This is a genomic window from Methylocaldum sp. 14B, from assembly GCF_002005105.1.
Classification (GTDB): domain Bacteria; phylum Pseudomonadota; class Gammaproteobacteria; order Methylococcales; family Methylococcaceae; genus Methylocaldum.
Genome location: NZ_MSCV01000012.1, coordinates 94,757 through 114,384, shown reverse-complemented (window position 1 = coordinate 114,384; position 19,628 = coordinate 94,757). Strand labels below are relative to the sequence as shown.

The 19,628-nt window shown below is 58.0% G+C and carries 18 protein-coding genes; 9 read left to right on the top strand and 9 right to left on the bottom strand.

Annotated features, from left to right (window positions below):
• Positions 1-239 precede the first annotated feature (239 nt).
• The 4 genes from B2A78_RS11110 (at position 240) to B2A78_RS11095 (ending at position 3,271) form a co-directional block, all read left to right on the top strand.
• Entirely contained in the window at positions 240-959 is a 720-nt protein-coding gene (locus tag B2A78_RS11110) for a hypothetical protein (RefSeq protein WP_077730058.1), read from the top strand.
• Positions 960-1,451: 492 nt separating this feature from the next.
• Positions 1,452-1,652 (top strand): hypothetical protein, encoded by a 201-nt coding sequence (locus B2A78_RS11105; protein WP_077730057.1) that lies wholly within the window; start codon positions 1,452-1,454, stop codon positions 1,650-1,652.
• A gap of 217 nt (positions 1,653-1,869) precedes the next feature.
• The gene (locus B2A78_RS11100; RefSeq protein WP_205780751.1) at positions 1,870-2,049 is read left to right on the top strand and encodes a hypothetical protein; all 180 of its coding nucleotides are present in this window, start codon (positions 1,870-1,872) and stop codon (positions 2,047-2,049) included.
• A 685-nt stretch (positions 2,050-2,734) separates the two neighbouring features.
• Positions 2,735-3,271, top strand: coding sequence for a methyltransferase (locus tag B2A78_RS11095; RefSeq protein WP_077730056.1), 537 nt, complete (start codon positions 2,735-2,737; stop codon positions 3,269-3,271).
• A gap of 384 nt (positions 3,272-3,655) precedes the next feature.
• On the opposite strand, the gene asd is transcribed toward B2A78_RS11095, so the two are convergent.
• Positions 3,656-4,534, bottom strand: coding sequence for an archaetidylserine decarboxylase (asd, locus tag B2A78_RS11090; protein WP_077730055.1), 879 nt, complete (start codon positions 4,532-4,534; stop codon positions 3,656-3,658).
• A gap of 442 nt (positions 4,535-4,976) precedes the next feature.
• Here asd and B2A78_RS11085 point away from each other — a divergent pair, with 442 nt between their 5' ends.
• A complete protein-coding gene (locus tag B2A78_RS11085) occupies positions 4,977-5,600 on the top strand; it encodes a hypothetical protein (protein ID WP_077730054.1) in 624 nt (207 codons plus the stop codon).
• A 170-nt stretch (positions 5,601-5,770) separates the two neighbouring features.
• On the opposite strand, the gene B2A78_RS11080 is transcribed toward B2A78_RS11085, so the two are convergent.
• Positions 5,771-7,459, bottom strand: coding sequence for an aminotransferase class III-fold pyridoxal phosphate-dependent enzyme (locus tag B2A78_RS11080; protein WP_077730053.1), 1,689 nt, complete (start codon positions 7,457-7,459; stop codon positions 5,771-5,773).
• A gap of 577 nt (positions 7,460-8,036) precedes the next feature.
• On the opposite strand from B2A78_RS11080, the gene B2A78_RS11070 reads away from it, so the two are divergent.
• Entirely contained in the window at positions 8,037-8,801 is a 765-nt protein-coding gene (locus B2A78_RS11070; protein ID WP_077730051.1) for a SapC family protein, read from the top strand.
• 300 nt (positions 8,802-9,101) lie between these two features.
• On the opposite strand, the gene B2A78_RS11065 is transcribed toward B2A78_RS11070, so the two are convergent.
• From B2A78_RS11065 to B2A78_RS11040, 6 genes are all read right to left on the bottom strand, one after another.
• Positions 9,102-11,438 (bottom strand): PhoX family phosphatase, encoded by a 2,337-nt coding sequence (locus tag B2A78_RS11065; RefSeq protein WP_077730050.1) that lies wholly within the window; start codon positions 11,436-11,438, stop codon positions 9,102-9,104.
• A 532-nt stretch (positions 11,439-11,970) separates the two neighbouring features.
• A complete protein-coding gene (gene tatC / locus B2A78_RS11060) occupies positions 11,971-12,738 on the bottom strand; it encodes a twin-arginine translocase subunit TatC (protein ID WP_077730049.1) in 768 nt (255 codons plus the stop codon).
• A 1-nt stretch (position 12,739) separates the two neighbouring features.
• On the bottom strand, positions 12,740-13,063 hold the full coding sequence (gene tatB, locus B2A78_RS11055; protein WP_077730048.1) for a Sec-independent protein translocase protein TatB: 324 nt from the start codon (positions 13,061-13,063) through the stop codon (positions 12,740-12,742).
• A gap of 23 nt (positions 13,064-13,086) precedes the next feature.
• The gene (gene tatA, locus B2A78_RS11050) at positions 13,087-13,302 is read right to left on the bottom strand and encodes a twin-arginine translocase TatA/TatE family subunit (RefSeq protein ID WP_077730047.1); all 216 of its coding nucleotides are present in this window, start codon (positions 13,300-13,302) and stop codon (positions 13,087-13,089) included.
• A 414-nt stretch (positions 13,303-13,716) separates the two neighbouring features.
• Complete coding sequence (locus B2A78_RS11045; protein WP_077730079.1) at positions 13,717-15,222, bottom strand: alkaline phosphatase PhoX; 1,506 nt, start codon at positions 15,220-15,222, stop codon at positions 13,717-13,719.
• A gap of 667 nt (positions 15,223-15,889) precedes the next feature.
• Positions 15,890-16,906 (bottom strand): metallophosphoesterase, encoded by a 1,017-nt coding sequence (locus B2A78_RS11040; RefSeq protein ID WP_240502488.1) that lies wholly within the window; start codon positions 16,904-16,906, stop codon positions 15,890-15,892.
• Between the two features lie 535 nt (positions 16,907-17,441).
• Here B2A78_RS11040 and B2A78_RS11035 point away from each other — a divergent pair.
• Both B2A78_RS11035 and B2A78_RS11030 read left to right on the top strand, forming a co-directional pair.
• Positions 17,442-17,849: a hypothetical protein gene (locus B2A78_RS11035; RefSeq protein WP_077730045.1), complete on the top strand. Its 408-nt coding sequence runs from the start codon at positions 17,442-17,444 to the stop codon at positions 17,847-17,849.
• A 92-nt stretch (positions 17,850-17,941) separates the two neighbouring features.
• Positions 17,942-18,544 (top strand): HdeD family acid-resistance protein, encoded by a 603-nt coding sequence (locus B2A78_RS11030; RefSeq protein WP_077730044.1) that lies wholly within the window; start codon positions 17,942-17,944, stop codon positions 18,542-18,544.
• A 360-nt stretch (positions 18,545-18,904) separates the two neighbouring features.
• Here B2A78_RS11030 and B2A78_RS11025 read toward each other — a convergent pair whose 3' ends face one another.
• Positions 18,905-19,123 carry a hypothetical protein gene (locus B2A78_RS11025; RefSeq protein WP_143735145.1) on the bottom strand — a complete coding sequence of 73 codons (219 nt, stop codon included), beginning with the start codon at positions 19,121-19,123 and terminating at the stop codon, positions 18,905-18,907.
• 126 nt (positions 19,124-19,249) lie between these two features.
• Between B2A78_RS11025 and B2A78_RS11020 the strand changes: the two genes are divergently transcribed.
• Positions 19,250-19,621, top strand: coding sequence for a cupin domain-containing protein (locus B2A78_RS11020; RefSeq protein ID WP_077730042.1), 372 nt, complete (start codon positions 19,250-19,252; stop codon positions 19,619-19,621).
• The last annotated feature ends 7 nt before the right edge of the window (positions 19,622-19,628 follow it).

Here is a 19,628-nt window from a genome sequence, read left to right as displayed (position 1 = left end):
CGGTTCAAAACAATCCTTCCAATGGCTGGACTATCCGAAAGTCGGGACGCTACTGGAGTCACGTTAAGGCGGTGTGACAAGCCTGCTCCGGAGTATCGGCTAAGCCGGACCTACGCCTAACGCGGAAGGTCGCTTCAAGCGGAAAAAACGAACACCCGTAACACAAACTTAACCCATTTGAAAGAAAGCGAAGATACAGTGTCGCCAGTCTTACAAACGAGAAGTCGAGGAGACCGATCATGCTTGCTCATGTCAGAAAACCGCCTGTCGTTTTTGCATTGGCGCTCGGTCTTGGGTTGAGCCCGGCAGGGCATGCCGCCATCTGGAAAGCGACATTGAATCAATCCAATGCCGAATCCGTGTTTCCGGACAATGCGGATTACCTGACCGTGTTCATCCGGGACGGCAGCGATGCCGCCGGACTTTTGCTGAACGGCTATACGACGACGAGTGATGACGTCGTGTTCAGCGTCGACGCGCTTTCCGTGCTGGACTCGAAAGCGGGTACCAACTACGGTATCGATACTTTTGCATTCAACACCACATTAAACCCTGGCGGTTTCACCGCTAATAACTTCAAGTTGCCCAGCGGATGGAGCCTCGGGTCCGGCAATGCCGATGGTTTCGGCGATTTTGAACTCAAGACAGGCGGCGGCGGCCAAGACCGCTACGATCCGGTCTGGTTCGCCATCACCGGGATCAACGGCGATAACGCAAGCCACTATTTCGCTCTTTCCGGTAAAAACGCCGGCCAGGGCAATTATTACTTCGCCGCCCACGTCGCCGGTTTCAACGAAGCCCTGACCGGCGGAACGGGCGGCGCGTGGTTTGCAGGCTCGAACGGTCAACCGGGTACCGCGCCCGAACCTGTTCCCGTTCCCGCAGCTTTTTGGCTGTTCGGCTCCGCTGTCACCGGTTTCGCTTTCGCCTCCCGGCACTCCAAACCACGCCTCGTGTAAAAAGGGAGTCTTGAAGGAGAAAGACGCGAAGCCTATCGCTCGTTGCCGGATGAAGAACGAGGTTGCGTGTAAATGGTGGCCGATAAACGCGAACCGAAACACCGGGACCGTACGAGCGCCACTCACTCCGCGCCAATGGCTGGAGGTGCTCCTTGCCGCAGCCTGATCCTCGGCATTAGCGGTGCGCGGTAGAGCATCCGCCTCACTTCGGATGAAAGACCGATGCCACCGGGCCACTTGCGTGCTTGCAAAATAAGCAGCCGGTTTGACGGAGATCAAGTCTCAATCTGGATGCCGACTGCGGCGCTGGCTATCATGCCTTAGATGTTGACGCAGACCCGCCGGGTAGCCCGCAGACGGAGCGGATGATCCCCCGGGACGTCTCGCCTGCGCCAACCACGCACCTCCCGCCTCACCCCGACCGTCCCGATAGCCGGGCGAAGCTTCGGGGGGGCCGAGTTCAAGCTTTCCAACTAACGAGGAGTTGTCCTTATGAATAACCATCTTGGCGACGACCGATCGTGCCGCGCTTATTTCCACATCGTCGACATCGACCCCGCCACCGAGAGCGTCGTGATCCAATACGTCGAGAATGACTGGATACGAGGAATGGACCAGACTCGGCACCTGCCTTGGGTGGAGTTCTTGAACGGCTTGAGGGAGGGGCGCTATGAAATTCATCGCGCGAACTGACGACTGAGCCCCTTCGGCGGCAGCCGTCCGCTTCCTCCATGATCTTCCAAACGCATCCCACGCGGCGAATCGCGATCTCGGTCCGGCCTTCCGAACCCGCCGACAATCGACTCGGATTTCGAATCATCGCTGCCGTCCCGAAATCATCCTGACGGATGAACCATGTTCGGCGTTCGATCCCATTGCGACGGCCAAAATCGAGCACCTGGCCGCGGAATTGAAGCGTCAATTCACCCTTGTAATCGTGACCCATTCGCTACAGCAGGCCGCGCGGGTTTCGGAGCGCATCGGATTTTTCCATCTGGGACGATTGATTGAAGTGGGGGAAACGGCCGAGGTCCTTACCCATCCGCGTCATCCCTTGACCAAAAGCTATATCACCGGCCGCATCGGCTGATTCCGAATTCCGATACCGGGCGCTTGACGCGACGACCGTATGCCCCTGACCTTTTTCGTAAAAGGGTTCTCGATGCCGCATTAGAGCGTTTTCATCTCGCTCGTACGGCAAAACAGGCTTGGCGGAAGTCGTGGCGCCTTCGGCTCGGGTGAATTGCTTCAATTCGTAGGTCGGCAATCCTTTGCCGACGAAGACGCGTGGCCGGGACGTGGCGTCGGGAAGGGATTCCCGACCTACAGGGTGCATGGTTGTAGGTCGGCAATCCCTTGCCGACGAACCCTTTGGCCCAACGGCGGCGTCGGGAAGGGTCGCGACTAAAGCGACCGTTTGCGATTGGGAAGGGATTCCCGACCTACTCGCGAATGCCCGTACAGTAGGTATAAAAATGCTCTAATCGAACTGCACGGCAGGATGGTCGATACTTTCAGCAGCCGAGAAGCGATCTCCACCCCCGGCCTACCGCCTCAAACGGTTCGCTGAACATGTGCCGTCGGCTGTCCGACGTTCACAATAAAATCACCGAGTATCCAGGTGAAGGATTCTCTTTTCCCGAATTCTTCGACGCGCCGAACGCATAGGTATTACCGTATTTTTATCGGCAGGTTTGATATTTTCCGTTTCGAGGTTGCGATCCGTTCTCTGATTCTGTTTAATTCGATTAACTGGATTTTCAAGGAATAAGATTATGCTGCTTTGGTTTTTTCTGACCGCAGCTCTATTGTTAAGCATAGAACGGATAACCTACCTGTGGATTTGGCATCATCCTGATACCTTTAAGGCCGTCTGCAAATATCCCGCAATCGTTCGTTTTGGCGAGCCGATTTCCGTCCTGGAGAAGTTATTTTATATATTCAAGATATTGCAAATAGGGATATTCCTTGCCTGGTGCATGCTGCTAGGGAATACCCTGATTCCACTCCCCACCAGCAGTCTGGTTCCAATGTCATTGGGGATTGGGTTGATTGTTATCGGCCAAGTATTTAATTTCGGCGTCTTTTATCGCCTAGGGCGGTCCGGAGTGTTCTACGGCAACAAGTTCGGTTATGAAATCCAGTGGTGCAACGCCTTCCCATTTTCAGTGCTTAGCCACCCGCAATACGTCGGTACATTATTGTCGATTTGGGGCTTTTTTCTGGTCATGAGATTCCCTCATGACGACTGGATTCTGTTACCTCTTGTGGAGACTTTATATTACGGCGTCGGCGCGTACTATGAGCGTTGATCGATAAGGAAGCTCTGATTATTGCTTCGGCAGTTAAATCAGAATCATCTTTCGAATGCATCTCCGATCTTACCTTGTCCAATCAATGACTTGGGTTAATCGCAATTTGCCGAAAATCGCGCTTTAACTGCCGAAGCGATACTAAACGTAAACGAATGAATGTCACTTTGCTCGTCATTCCGGCATGGATTGCCGGAATCCAGAAACCAGGGATGGCAAGGCTGATACATCCATGTAACCTGGACCCCGGCATTCCCCGCCAGGGTGACGGTATAACTTTTCTTTCTTATCACTTAGTAAGTCCTTCGACAGGCTCAGGACGAACGGAAACGGATTGATTCCGTTCATGGTGAGCCTGTCGAACCATGAGCGGAATCGACTTATTCAGAGTTTCCATAACGGGAGCATCAGCAGTCGTCGCCCCATGCGGATGACGGCGCCCTGTTCCAGCTGAGGGCAGAGCTTGAACCCGTTGGGCGCCAAAACGATGATCGTCGAACCATGCTGAAACCACCCTAGTTCGTCACCTTTACGAAATGGCGCTTTGCATGGAATCACGTTAGGGCCGCGGTACCTGAGGTGCAGCAGAACATCCAGGAAATGAAGCCGTATGCTGGCCACGAGCACGGCGGCAACGGGCACCAAAGCGATTAGGTGGTTGCCGGGGCTCAACCGCGTCCGCAGTACGGCGCGCTCGTTCTTGCAAAAAAGACCCGGTATTCGCCTGAGGGCAACCGGATTGACATTCCAGGTGTCTCCCGAAATGTAGGTAACCTGATCGATCTCGCAGTCATACGGCGCGTGGAACCGGTGGTACATGCCGGAAGTGAGCCGTAAGGTCACGTAATAGCCATTACGGTAATGGCTTGCCAATTCCCCATCACAAACCAGTTCGTTCAGGGCGTACGGGATGCCTTTGGCCTGAAACAGCGTCGTGCCTTCAATATCGCCATGTGCCCCTATGATGGCGTCGCACGGACTGACCAGAACGCCGGGATCATCGTCGACGGGACGGGCGCCTTCCTTAAGTTCGCGGGTGAAGCATTCGTGCATGCTGCGGAACTTCGTTTTCTTGGCGTCGCTCAGGTCGACTTGGGCAAACAGCCGCCACAAGGCAATGGATAGACGACAGACCAGAGGATGCTCGATTTGGCTGAACCAACCCACGAACCGCGTGAGAAATTGGCGCGGAATGCGATTGGTCAGCAAAAAATTGACATCGTCCTGTTGGGTAATTTGCGCGATTAGGGAGCGTAAGGTCATTGTTTGTAGGGCTTTGTACTATCGGTGCTCATCTCCAAAAGCCACAGGACACGCATTATTGTTCCGGCAGTCGCGAGCGATGCCTGTCCTGAGCCCGGTCGAAGGGCGCTTCCCGATGGTCGGCACATCCTACGGACTGCATTTGTCGAAGATCGCTTCTTTGTGCCAAAGCAATAACTACGGAATCATGCGAGTCATCCGGCTGTCATCGTTCAGTCAGGAAATTGCATTAACTCTGTAACACTCGAATCTTATCCTTAATGGATGGATTGGCATCGAATGGTCAGCCGCCTTGAAGTGCTGTGGCAGCAGGGATGCTCGTTGATTCTTTGGGTTTCGGACTTTTTGCTTTGTCTCTTTCTCTCCTGTCCGCACGGCGCTGTTCGTACGCTTCACGCACGGACACACCGTGCTTTTTTTTGCGCTATTCATCGGAGGATCTATGCACGGTTTTCTTAAAGCTCTGGAAATACAACGTTGGGACGATCACCGTTACTATCATCACAGCCGGATAAACCAGTCGCTGCATTTCGTCAGCGCGCTGAGTTTCGTATTGGCTTACGCCTTGGTGTTCACCGATCCGGTCGCCGCGGCGCTGATCGGGTGGCTGTTCGCAATGCTCACCCGTCAAACCGGTCACTTCTTCTTCGAGCCGAAAGGATATGACGTCGTCAATCAGGCGACCCACGAGTACAAGGAACAGGTGAAGGTCGGCTATAACCTAAGGCGGAAGGTGGTCCTCATGGCTATCTGGGCACTCTCTCCGATCGCTCTTTACCTGGATCCAACGCTGTTCGGGCTTTTCGACTCCAACTCCACCGACAGTAGCTTCATGCACCACCTGGGCTTGTTATGGCTCGCGATCGGAATCGGCGGCCTGCTGTTCCGAACCGTGCAACTGTTCTTCCTGAGAGACGTCCAAACCGGGCTGGTTTGGTTGGCCAAAATCCTTACCGATCCGTTTCACGACATCAAGCTGTACTACAAATCCCCTATTTGCCTGCTCCGAGGACAGCTCATCGATCCCATGACATCTGAAAAAGAGGAATCGGAACAGCACGCTTGAGCTCCGCCAGGGTTCCAAATTCATTTTATGAAGGCCGCGACGGAAAGCGGCCAGCCCTTTCAAACCGATACAATCAACAAACTCTGAGCATACGTATCCGGACTCGTTCAGCATTTGTCACCCACAGATGCGTGTAGAACCAGCGAGGAAACGGAAGCTCGCGCTTAATCCTAGCCTTCTCGGTTTTGACGGTACTCGGAACCTACTAACCGGAAACGCTTGGCAAGCATCTCGCGAAGCACCTGTCGTCTTATGGCCTTGTTGGACAATCCCCCCTCGTACCACCACCATCCGTCCTGCCTCATCTTCTCGGCCGCGGTCACGAAGCGCTCCGCCACGGTTTTGAAATCGGATTCGGTGTAATTGAGGCTGAAGATGAGCCGGCCGGTTCCTACCCAGCTCAGGGTCAGATCCTGCGCACGCAGGTAATATTGAAACATCCAGTTGTAGCGGGAGGGCCGGGTATAGAAAACAGTCCAGATGGACGCCAGATTGGCCACCCGTACCGGCAGGTCCTGGTCGCGAAGCCTTTGATTCAACTGCTCGGCCCTGGCATTCCACACGGAATCCAGGTCCCGATAGAGATTCCGGATCTCGGGTTTGTCGAGACAATTCAGGAATTCATTCATCGCCGCCATCACGTAAGGATGGGAATTGAATGTGCCCCTGGCAAAGCAGATATCCGTAGGTCGGTCGTCGCGAAAGCGCTTCATCAAGTCCTTGCGGCCGCATACGACGCCGACGGGCAGGCCGCCGCCCAAAGTCTTGCCGTAGGTGACCATGTCGGCCTGAACGCCGAAATATTCCTGAGCGCCGCCCGGCGCCAGGCGGAAGCCGGTAAACACCTCGTCGAAGATCAGGACGATGCCCCTTTCACTGCACACCGTGCGTAGCCGCTTCAACCAGTCCGTGTAAGCCGCCCGATCGAAACCGGCGGATCGGCTGCTGTCGATCAGGGCTCCATCGCCCGGAGCGCTCGCATTCGGATGCAGCGCCTGCAAAGGATTCACCAGTACGCAGGCGATGTCCCGGCGCTTGCGAAGCACGCGCAGCGTATCGTCGTCCATGTCTTTCAGCGTGTAGGTTTCGTGCGCCGGCACCGGGTTGCCGACCCCGGGCTGCACGTCGCCCCACCAGCCGTGATAGGCACCGCAGAAGCGCACCACATAAGCTCGCCCGGCGTGGTACCGCGCCAGCCGCACCGCCTGCATCACCGCTTCGGTGCCGGACATGTGGAACGACACTTCGTCGAGTCCCGAGATGAGTTTCAGCCGCTCCACGTTGCTGACGATCACCGGATGATAAAGGCCCAGTACAGGTCCCAGCTCGTGAACGCGCTCGCCGGCCCGTTGCAGGCACTCCTTGTAAAAGTCGTAACCGAACACGTTGACGCCGTAAGACCCCGCGAGATCGTAGGAGACGTTGCCGTCCGGGTCGGTGAGGGTGACTCCCGAAGACGATTGAACGAAAGCGCCGGTTTTGAGGTATTCGCGGACCAAGCGCCTGAACTGGAAGGGTACGCGATAGGCGGAGGTGAACTGCAAATCCGAGATGCCGTCCGCCGCCGACTCGTTGAGCTCGAGCGTACGCGGAGACCGCTTGCGCAAGAACTCCGCAAGCCGCATGAATCCGGCGCGCCGTTGTGCGGCGATTTCTTCCGGAGCGCCATCGCAGCGAAAAAAATGTTCCTCGTCGTATTCGTAGAATGGCACCAGTTTGGCGATGCGGCGGGATAGATTGGAATGCCCTGCCAGGGAGGGGTGCTTGGCCCTCGACAGATCCAGTCTCAGTTTCAATTTCGGCAGCGCCGCCGCAGCGACAGCCGCGCCCAGCCAGTAAAGGGCTACGCTTGTATCCATTTCATTCCTCGGCGATGGGACATTACGGCAAGGGCTCGCCAAACCGGTAGGACGCGAAGAGCAACTTCATGTCCACCGGTGGCATGAGAAATCCGAGTTTCATATCGGCCAGAATGATGATCCCCAAAGGTGCCGAGGTTTCTTCGTGAAGGACTCCTCGGGCGTCAACGTGCTCCAAACTGTAACAATCGAATGTTTCAGATTTGTTGCATGGCAACCCCAGATCGCATTCGTCCGTTCTGGAACAAGATCTCGGTGTCAGCTTTGGAGAGCGGGACTCGGCATGCCGCATCCGAACGCGCTTGTGTTTCGGAAACTGTCACATGATCTTCAAACGGTCGTCACAAAACACCGCTACCGTTTCTCCGACACGGGTCCATCAACGGACTCAAGGGCGCGGATGTCGGTGTCAACGAAACATCGTCCGGCGCCGCTCTACGGCCGACCGCCTTGTGGTTTTTTAAGCTGCGGCCTGACACGGTTGACGGCAAGGGGCGCATTCAGGAAAAGCCTTGCGATCGGCGACGCCCGATAGACTTTTACATACTCGGCAACGATTGTTTTTTCAAAACCCGAAATGACTGCGGAAACAAGCAAATCACGCTCAGAACCGACCGGACTGCTCTTTTATCGAAACATCGTCGCTTTGAATGCCGAAAGGCATCAGTCGTTAAGAATCGGCGCCGCCAACGACCATCGTTTCGCGGCAAAGAGCCATTGGGTTCCGCTCCTCGCGGCGGAATTCGCCGAAGCCTGCAAGGACTACCCGATCGGTTTCGCCAAGGCGGGCAATGACGGTTGGGTTCCAGTGGCCGTGCTTGGATTCGAACGGGAGGAAAATCTTTTCATCGACGGACACGGACACTGGACGGCGGATTACGTGCCGGCCTTCGTTCGCCGATACCCTTTCATTCTGGCGGAAAGCGACGTCGATCCCGAACCGCAGCACGTGGTCTGCGTGGACGAAACCTGCGGGTGGTTGAGTGTTGAAGCGGAAGGGGAACCGCTATTCGTCGGCGGAAAGCCTTCTGCTTATCTGCGAGAAACCATGGATTTCCTCCAGGACTACCATCAACAGGCCAAGCGAACCGCGCGGTTCGGTCAAAAACTTGCCGACTGGAATCTGCTGATCGAGACGCAGGCGGCGGCCACCACGTCGGCCGGGCAGAGCTTCGGGCTGTCGGGCTTTTGGATCGTCGATGAAACGGCATTGAATCGGTTGACGATCGAGAAACTGCACGAGCTTCACACGGCGGGCGAACTCGGCTGGGTTTTCCTGCATCTGGCCTCGCTGACCAATTTCCGCAAACTGCTGGTGCGGAAGAATACTGCGGCTGCGTGACTCTCCGCGCATCTAACCCACGCTGCACCGGAAACATGAACGAAACCTTGTTTTCAGCCGTTACTAATTCCAAATCGCTTTCAATCAGGAATCAATTTTTGTAAGAGTGGGTTAGGCGGCGAGGCCGTAACCCACTGAGCGACCTCGGACCTGTCCTGAGCCAAGTCGAAGGGTCGGTGGGTTACGCTTCGCTAACCCACCCTACGATTCATGTTCATTCGAATGCCGAATGCAATAAGAATCCGGCATGACTATGTGTCGCGGCGGGGCATGCCCGCCCCGCCGCTGAACGCACGGATCCTACGAACCGATGATACCGCCATCGTCCTTGGTGATGACCAGGACGGAGGAACGCGGACGGCTCAGGCCCGGCGTGTTGGGCAAGGGCTGGCCGGCGCTGTTGACGGTGAACTGGCTTTGCGGCCAGTTGCTGTACTGCGTCGGGTTAGACGCGGGCGAATCCTCGCCGGGATGCTGGACGCCGACGAATAGGGTCTTGCCGTCGGGCGTGCTGGTGACGCCGGTGACTTCGCAATTTCGGGGGCCGGTCAGGAAACGGCGCACTTCCTTGGTGTTGGGGTCCGCGCAGGCCATGATGTTGGCACCGATGTTGACCCAATCGCCGCTCGCATCGCCGGCCTGGTCGGTCTGTATCCACAGCCGTCCGAACTGGTCGAACCACAAGCCGTCCGGCGCTCCGAAATCGGCGGAGCCCGCCGGTGCGTCGACAATGTCGCCCTCATAGTACGGACCGGTGCCGGCGGCGCCGTTCACCAGATTGCCGGACTGATAATTCGCCCCCAGAGTCTTGGCGGTGATCGAATCGCCGCAGAGCATGAAGATGTCCCACTCGAAGCCGGTCGCGGTGACGACATTGCCGTCCTCGCGCCAGCGGATGATGTGACCGTAGTCGTTGTCCGGGCGCGGGTTGGCCATATCCACCGGCGGACGTGCGCTGGCGGCCGTCGTCGTGCCGTCGGCCTTGTTGGACGAGGTCGCCGGCGTACTGCCGCCACCGCCGCGGCGGTTGTTGTTGGTCAAGGTGCAATAGATTTCCAGCGGACGCTGGTCGTTGTAGACCGAGTAACCTTTGAACGAAAACTCGGGATCGTAATAAGTGCGCAGCGCGGTCCATTCCGGGCGGTCCATCATGGTGGCGCCGACCGCATCGGCGGCCTGACGGGTCTTGATCAGGATCAGGGCCTGCACTTCCGCGTCGTCCGCGCCGGCAAACTGCGGCAACTCGCGCAGCTTGTAGTATCCGCCCGCGCCATTGGGAATCACGGACGTCGTATCCGGCTCCAGCGCGATCCATTCGCCGCGATAGGTTTCCGCTCCGGCGCCAGGCATGTCGGTGAACCTGGCGACGTAGAGCGTGCCTTTGTCCAGCAGGTTGCGATTGTCGGCGCGTTTGTGGCGATTGAACCGTTTGGCGGCAACGAATTTGTAGATGTATTCGTTGCGTTCGTCGTCGCCCATGTAAAAGGCGACCCGGCTGTTGCCATCCACGGCTACCTGAGCGCTCTCGTGCTTGAATCGGCCCATGGCGGTGCGCTTGACCGGCTTGCTCTCGGGATCGAAAGGATCGATTTCCACCACCCAGCCGAACAAATAGGGCTCCAGCGGGTTGGTGGCTGCATTGAACCGCGGGTCGGCTTCATGCCAGCGATAGCCGAAACCCCCGGCCACGATGCCGTAACGGGCTTGATCGTTGAGAATTGCTGCGCGGTTCGGATCGGCCACATCGACGCTTTCGCCGCTGTTCCACCCGAAGTAGCCGTTCCAGTTTTCTTCGCAGGTCAAATAGGTGCCCCAGGGGGTGTAACCGTTCGCGCAGTTGTTGAGCGTTCCGTGGCAATGGTAGCCGTCGTTGATGCCGACCTCGACCGAGCCCGTCGGCTGGATGTCGAACTTCTTCGACTGCATCAAGGCATGCCCGGCCGCCGGGCCGGATATTTTCATCCGGGTGTTGCCGGTGATGCGGCGGCCGAAGGGTGAGGTACCGATGACCTGCCATTTTCCGCGGTTCTTGCGCACTTCGACCACCGATATGCCATGGCCGGCCTGGGATTTGCGTACCTTCGCGATGGTGACGCCGGCGCCGCCGGCCAAACCTTCCGCGCCGTGCAGAATTTCTTCGTGAGTGTATTCGTGATTGACGCACAACAAGCCGCGCACCGGATTCCTTCCATGACCGATGCCGTGCGAGGAAATTGGAAAGTAGTGCATGCCGTCGTTATGCATGCCGAACTGCTTTTCCTGAGCGGCGGCATCCTGGCTGGCGTCTTCGTCCCAAGCCGGCGCGCGCTTCATGATTGGATCTCCCCAGGACGCCAGTACTTCCACCGTATATCCTGCCGGGACCGTTACTTTATCGGCGACCGGCGCCAGGCTGGGCGGTACGCTCTCGAAACCGATCCCGGCGAAGCCGTTGCCGGCGGGCAGCGGCGCGGCTTCCACAGCGCCAATGATGCTCTTCATGTTGACGCCGCCGATGGCAGCCAGAACAGACGCGCTGATCGTCGTTTGCATGAAATGCCGACGCCCCAAGTCGGTACGCTCGATCACGTCGCGAATGGATTCGTTGCCCGACGGATTCATGGTCACGTCGTTTTTCGGATGTCGCTCACCTTTCATCGAATACTCCAGAGTTCTTGTTGGAATTGGTCACCACGCAGGAATAAGCCGCGGATATTCCGATGCGGTTGCCGGCACATTCACTGCGGGTCGGGCGTAACTTAGCCGACCATCATGACCGGCTAATGAATGTTTGATGACATGTGGATGTCGGACGCGGGATTTCCGAGGTGCGGTCAGGGGGAAGGCCGAGCGAGTGACAGGATCGGCGATCGTTATGTTGGGATATGCACATGATCGTTCGGCCAAGGCGTCGTAGATCGGGAATCCCTTCCCGGCCCGGCGTCGGCAAAGGATTGCCGACCTACGACACCTTGAGTCGCAAAATGGCAAACTTCTGAGGAATCGCCGTGGAGCATTCGTAGGTCGGCAATCCTTTGCCGACGCACCCGTTGGCTCAACTGCACCGTCGGGAAGGGCGGCTTCGGCGCTCCTGGAAGGATCGGTTCGGTGCTCCCGAACCGATCGTTTGCGATTGGGAAGGGATTCCCGACCTACGCGCGAGTGCCCGTACAGTAGATATGAAAATGCTCTAGCCGATATCCTGAGTGGCCGGCGTTTCCGCGTCTTGCGAGGATTTCGCGGTGGAAAAGTACGCGAGGACCACGCCGACCTCGAACAACAGCCAAATCGGCACGGCCATGAGAGTTTGCGAGATGACGTCGGGCGGCGTCAGAACAGCGCCGACGACGAACGCCGCTACGATGGCGTACGGGCGTTTTTCTTTCAGGTCGCGGTAATCGACTGCACCGCTCTTGACCAGGAGCAAGGTCAATATCGGAACCTCGAACACGGCGCCGAAGGCCAGCAAGAGAGACAGCACGAAATCCAGATAATGGGAAATATCGGTCATGACGGCGACTCCCTGCGGGGCGGCAGCGGCCATGAAGCCGAATATCACCGGAAAGACCGCGAAATAGGCGAATGCGATACCGACGTAGAACAAGATCGTACTGGCCAGCAAGAGCGGGATGAACACGCGTCTTTCATGACGATAAAGGCCGGGCGCGACGAAGGCCCAGGCTTCGTAGAGGATGAACGGCACGGCGAGGAACACCGCCACCGCCAAGGTCAGCTTGAAAGGCGTCAGAAACGGCGAGGCCACCTCGATGGCGATCATCTGCGAGCCCGCCGGCAAATGCCGCATCAGCGGTTCGGCCAGACAGGAATAGATGGGGTTGGAGAAATAAACCAATCCAAGGAAAAGCAGCAGCACGGCGAGGACGGATCTGAGCAATCGATTCCTCAGCTCGACCAGATGGCTCATCCAGCCCATTTCGCCAAGACTCTCGGACTCCATGTCAGGCTTCCGGTTGCGCATTTCTACCACCGTTACCGGTTGTGGAGGCGTCCGTTTCCGGCTCGGAGCCCGTCCGCTTCGCGCGGGATGACGGCGTCTCTTCCAAGAGAGAGATACGCCTGCCGGCTTTCACGTTCAATGACTGCCTGATCTCTTCGAGTTCCAGTTCGCGATCGATATCCGCCTTGACCGACCCTATGGCGGACTTTGCCTTCCGAACCCACAGTGCCGTCTTGCGGGCCACGCGTGGCAACCGCTCGGGCCCCAGGACCAGCAGGCTGACAGCGCCCACGAGCACCATTTCCCAAAAGCCGATCTCGAACATAACGACGGGCAGTAGAAGAGAGATTAGGCCTTCGGGCTTGCGACGTCGGACGGCGAAGTCCCGAATTCCGCATCGCGTTCGCCAACGGGAGACTTGTCGTCCTCGGCTTCGTTCATGGATTTTCTGAAACTCCGAATCGCCCCGCCGAGATCGCCGCCTATGGTCCGCAGCTTCTTGGTGCCGAAAATCAGAAGGACGATCATAAAAACCAGCAACAATTCCCAAACGCCTATGCCCATGTGTACCTCAAAAAAATTATTAATCAGGCCCGTAAATACCCTCCTGGTATTTCGGGCCGCCGCCCAGGCCCGGTACACGCCCGGCCTGGGCTCACGCGGCTTGTCGCCGCGCCGGGGCATCCCCGCCCCGGATTAACCCGACCTATATTTATAGGTCGGGTTAATAAATCTCGAACGAAGTCCGCGCACGCTAGCAGGCGCGCGTTACGAGAGAATGACCAAACGCCGTTCAGGGTTGTGCCGCCCGTGTCAGAAGCACATTGACGTGATCGGTCCCTGTCGTCCCCAAGACGTTCTTCGCGAACGCCCGGGGAAATGACGTAGCTCCAACCGTTGGAGCCGGCGTATCCCTCGCCGTCTTCCCTGCTTGACATCGCCCTGTGAGGGCAATCCACAAATCGTCGCCGCGCTGTTTTACAGCGCGCCGTTGCTCCACGGCCCGGTGATGGCAAAGGTAATGCCCGGATTGGCCTGGATATTGACAAACAGCCACTCGTCCTGGAAGGTCGCGCCCGCGAACTCCGCACCGCGCTGGTTTCTGTCGTAGGTGACACCGTTACGCGAAATCGAGCCCATGCCCTCGGCTCTGAAATCCATGTTGTTTTCGCAGAACGGGAAGATCTTTCCGTCGATGGTCAGGCCGTGCATGCGCGAGACGGCGTTGCTGCCGTCTTCGCAGAGGATCAGGCTGCCGCGCGGACTCCAGGCAATGTTGTCCGGGTTGTCCAACACGTTGCGATCGGCCGATTCGTAAACCAGGCTGAAGGTTTCGTTGACCGGGTCGTGGGCGAAGATCTGGCCGCGGCCCGCGACACCGCCGCTGGTCGAGCAGACGTAGATGATGCCGTTGCCGTACCACACGCCTTCGCCGCGGCGCAGGCTCGCGGCGCCCTGCATGATGCCCTGGGAAACCACGCCGCCGTACGTGGTGCCGGTGATGAAGGGCTTGTTCGGCTCCTCGATATCCACCCACTCGACATCCCATGTTGCACCCGCAGGCTGGGCGACGCCGGTGTCATAGTAGGGGTAAGAAACGCCATTGATGGTGCGGGTGGCATTGGGAGCAACAACGAGTTTCATCATCTGCAGCTTGCCACCCATGGCCGGCTTGCCCGGCACGTTGGGAATGAAGCGGTAGAAACCGGACGGCGTGCTGTCCTCGGTCTCGTAGATGATGCCGGTGGCCGGATCGACCGCAACGGCTTCGTGGCTGAAGCAGCCCATGTCGACCAGCGCGATGGGTTTGGCTTCGCCCACGGCGGGAACGTCGAAGCAGTAACCGTGCTGCTTGGTGTAGGCGGGGTTGGTGTGCAGGCCGTTGGTGGTTTCCTCGCAGCTGATCCACGAATTCCAGGGCGTGGGGCCGCCGGCGCAGTTGCGGATGGTGCCGGAAATCGAGGCCCGACTCGACGCCCATTTGTTACCACGCGAATTCGGGGCGAAGATGAGATTGGTCGTGCCGCCGTCGCAAGCAGGGTCGTAAGTCAGTTCGGGAGCCGCGAAGGAGCCGGTCACACCGCCTTTCTCGTGGTTGCGTACCAGCACGTAGCGGCCGTGATTGGCGGCAACCACGGCCATGCCGTCGTGATTGCTCGGGGTGGGAATGCCGTCATCCATGATGTCGCCGGTCCAGCCGTACGACCAATACTTGAAGCCTTCCGGCAGATTCAGCAGCGGCAAGCCGGTAGCTTCGTCAAATACCGGCGAGAGCGGGCCGTAATCGGGACTGAAGGGAATGTTTTCGGCGCGGGCCTGCCCCGAACCGAGAACGCTGTAAGGCATGGCGACAGCGGCGGCAGCGGCGATACCGCTCTTGATGAAACCGCGGCGGCTGAGCGTCCAGTTGGGGTCGAGTTCTTTCCTGGCATCGGCGGCCGCGAGGTCGCGGATCAAGTCGATATGGTCGTCACGAGTTGTCATGTGATCTCCGTTATTTTGCGTTGCCATTAGTCGAGAAGCGTGTTCCAAGCGTTCTCCCGCCACGACCGTCCATCCCCATCGGAATCGATGGTGCGGATTTCGTTGCGGGGCATCCGTGTGGCTAATTCTCGAATTCAAAAATGACGGGTGTGAGTAGATCTGGTTACAGTTTGGCGACCCCGACGACTGTAGGGGAACTCGCGAGTAGGTCGGGAATCCTTCCCAATCGCAAACGGCCGTCCTGGGAGCGCCAGGACGCCCCTTCCAATCGCAAACGGTCGCTTTAGTCGCGACCCTTCCAATCACAAACGCCGAAGTCGCCCTTCCCGACGGCACAGTTGGGCCAACGGGTGCGTCGGCAAAGGATTGCCGACCTACGAATGCGGGAAAGAGTTGAGCTCTTGGGATACTGCCGGAATGTCTGCAATTTCGCCCGTGCAAGCGAGCAAAAGAAAGGACCGCGAAAGCGGTCCTTTCACCGGCTAAAACGTACCCCGGAACTTCTCGCAGGGTGTTTCGTCGGCCGATTAGAACGTTTTTCATCCCGGTGTACGGCTTCGTGTCGGGCGGGAAGAACGTAGGTCGGCAATCCTTTGCCGACTTATCGGTTCGGCAAGGGATTGCCGACCTACATATCGGGCTCTCTGGCACCGAATCGGAAAATGCTCTAGGGCAACGGATGCTGTTCCAGGTTCTTTTCGACGATTTCCTGATGAACCGAGAAGACGTCCGCCGAATTCGGATCGACGACGACCCGCAGCCAGTGCACGTCGTCGGCACCGAAGGTTTCCACGCGCGTCGCGTTCTCGATGCGCCGCTTGCTGTTACTGCCCATCATGGGCTTGTCCACACGGTAATAATGCGAGTCGCCGTGAGCGAAAACGACCGGCTTCTTGAACTTGATCGCTTCCGCTTCCATGTCGGCGAGAATTTCCTCGAAACCGCGCCGCCCCGCGCTGCCCTTGGCCAGCTCGAAACCGGGATTGGCTTGAAACAGAAGCAGCACGCCGCGTGCGTCTTCCGCCTCGGCTTTCGCGAAGGTCTCGCTGATCCAGGCGCGGGCCGCCTCGATGCGGCGAGCGACTTCCTCGTCGTCGGCCGGGGTGCGGGCGGCGAACGGCGCCAGGCCGTTATTGCTGCCGACGATGTGCACTGTCGCGAACATGACGTGCTGTTCCATCCAGCGCGTGTTCTCGACGAATTCCGGATAGCTCGGATCGGCGGCCTGGGTTTCCACCGTCATGGTTTTCTCGCCCAGCGTCTGACCGGGCACCGGATAGAACATTTCTCGCAGCTTGGCCAGCCGTTCCAAAGGCTGATAGGAGCCATTGTTGGCGCGATGGCAATCCGTCCATTCATTGTCACCGGGGGTCAAAACGAAGGGAATCTCGAAACGCCGGAAGCGTTGCAGCCGATCCTCGAACACTTCGTCCGAGCACAGGGTGGAACCGTTCTTGATGTCGCCGGCATGCAGAACCCATTTCAATTTATGGTTCGCATTGATTTCCGCGATCACGTTATCGAGCTTCCAAAAATCGGCCGGGGCATACGGCACGTCGCCGATCAGGGCGAACTCGAACTTGCCGTAACCGTGGGCGTTATTGTGCTCCGGTGCGGCACTGGCGGTTTGGCCGAGTGCGACGGCGCAAGCGGCGGCGAAAAGCAGGGATTTGACTGGTGTCATGTTCACAATGAGCTCCGGGTTGGAAAGAAAATAAAAGGGCCGCAAGCGGCCCCTTTCCAATCGGCGAACTCGACGGTTACCAGGTGGTCGAGGCCCGACATTTGTTCAGAAGCGCGGCCATTTAATCGGCGGCGCATTACAGGTCTATTAGGATTTCGTAACGATTCGGTGACGGACTGGCTATCGTCGGTGCTCCCTTTTCACATCCATGCCTTGGTTGTGGGCGTTTCGGGTACGCCTCGTGGGATATCGGAGAAACATGTCCCGCGATCGGGTAACGAAACGTTTCATCGAGGAGCGGAATCCGACGCGTGGTACGCAAGGTTCCGGATGAGATCCAGAAAGAACCGCGGACCTTGATATTCCGGATCGCTGTCAATGAGGGATTGATTTTGTAGGTGAGTTAGGCCGCGAAGCCCTAACCCACCCTGGCGGCGCCAACGGCGGGAACAAACGCGGCTTTAGTATTCGCAGTCAAATTGCCTAATCCAGCTGTCTAAAGGACTAACGATGTCACGTCAAAGGAGCATGAATCATGAGCAATCAAGAACCGCGCACGCCCCCTAAGACCACGGACTTCGGCATTTTTTATCCTGTCGGCTACCTGGTCGTCGCGTTCCCGAAACGGGAGGACGCACAGCGGGTACAGCAAGATCTCCTAACCGGCGGTTATGAGCAGGCGGATTGCCAGCTTTATACGTGCGAAGAAGTGGCTGCCGCCGCGCAGCGTAATCTTGCGGAAAACACGGGCTTTCTCGCGCGATTGGGCTGGAGCGACGATGCGGTGCAAGCCCATCTGGATGCGGCCAGGCAAGGCTCCGCATTTTTGCTGATCTATGCACCCGGCGACACCGACGCGGCACGCGCGATGAACGTCGTTCGCCGCGTACCGTTCGATTTCGCGCACCGTTACCACCGGCTGGCGATCGAAGAACTGAAGTAATCGCCCGATCCTGACATGCCTGCCGAGAAAGCGAACGAAGCGCCCGACGCTGCGGTCAAACCTTGTCTGCATCTGACAAGGAGGACTTCGTCATGTCATATACGGAACGATTGACCGGCGCGGGCGGCCCGGACGTTTTCTTCGGCGAACTCAGACAGAATTGGGGTTGGCTCCTGGCCCTGGGAATCGTATTGATCATTCTCGGTACGATCGGGCTGGGCATGACGTTTTTCTTGACCGTGGCCAGCATGGTTTATTTCGGAGTCCTGTTGCTCATTGGCGGAGGCTTCCAGATATTTCATGCCGTCAAGGCCACGGGATGGAAAAGCATCATTCTGTCCGTACTCATCGGCATCCTCTATTTGCTTGCGGGTATAACCATCATTAACAACCCTGTGGCCGCATCAACCCTTCTTACCTTGGTCCTTGGCGGAGCGCTGATCGGCATCGGTATCGCGCGGATGGTTATGGCCCTTCAACTCCGCGGGCTCAAAAGCTGGGTTTGGCCGCTTGCAAGCGCCATCCTCGAAATACTGCTGGGCGTCATGATCGTGGCGAAATGGCCGGTTTCAGGACTTTGGGTCATCGGCCTTTTCGTCGCAATCGAACTGATCATGAACGGTTGGAGCTGTATCGCGATCGCACTGACCGCAAAGGAATCCGAAGCCTGGGAAGGATCGCCGAATAAGGCCTAGTCCTGCCACGAGTAAACGGCACGAAAACGCCATTTGGGTCGTGGGACGGGGCATGGGGGCGAGAGTCATCTTCGGATGGGTCAAAAAGATACCGGACCGCGTTTGTTTTCGTTTTCCCCCAAGCCTTTCCCTCGGCCCGTCCAACAAGAGGGATACGAAAGACCGAATAAGCGGAGTCCGGTTTACGCGGCTCGATAATCCTCCGGAATGCCCCGTCTGTTTTTTGTGGCCCCCTCCTGGGGACCGGTCGCCCGGCCTTCGCCTGCGAGCGGCGCACTTCTTATTGTCTCGCTGGTCTCAAGAATGGAATCATCCGCCAAGGAGGGCCGCCCCATACAGACTTGCCGCGTAGCCTGTATCTCAATATTCGTCCTGATGGTCTGTGCGGGCAGCGGCGGGGCGCAGACGTCCGGCGGGACAGGCGCGTGTCCGCCGTTCGAGACACGCGCGCCGAACGCGCCGGACCAGCGCCCGGCGTTTCCCGGTCAGACCCGCGCGTGCGCCGTCCAATCCGATGTCGCCTTCGACGTCGTCGTGCTCGCAACGGGACTCGAGCAGCCGTGGATTGTACGTCGTCACCGACGAGACCAACGGTGAGCTTTGGAAAATCGTACCGGGACGATAGGCGCGAGAGGCGCTTCGAAGCCGGCGGACTGACCGCTCATTGAATTTTCGTCTTGCCGCAATCGTTTTTGGAGGTGACTTATGATCGGATACACAACAGACATCGAACGCGATACGCTGGCAAACCAGGACTATCGCCGCGTGCTCTATACCGGCCGGAATACCCAGCTGGTGCTGATGACGCTCCAGCCGCGCGAGGAAATCGGAGTCGAAACCCATGAGGAGCACGATCAGTTCATCCGCATCGAAGCCGGAACCGGCGTGGCCGTGCTAAACGGCGAAGAGCACCCGTTGAGCGATGGCGTGGCGGTGGTAATTCCGGCGGGCGTCGAACACAATGTGATCAACACTTCATCCGACCAGCCGCTCAGGCTGTACACGCTCTACAGCCCGCCCGAGCATCCCGACGGCACCGTGCACCGAACGAAGGCCGACGAGCCTGCGGAACACTGAGATCGGC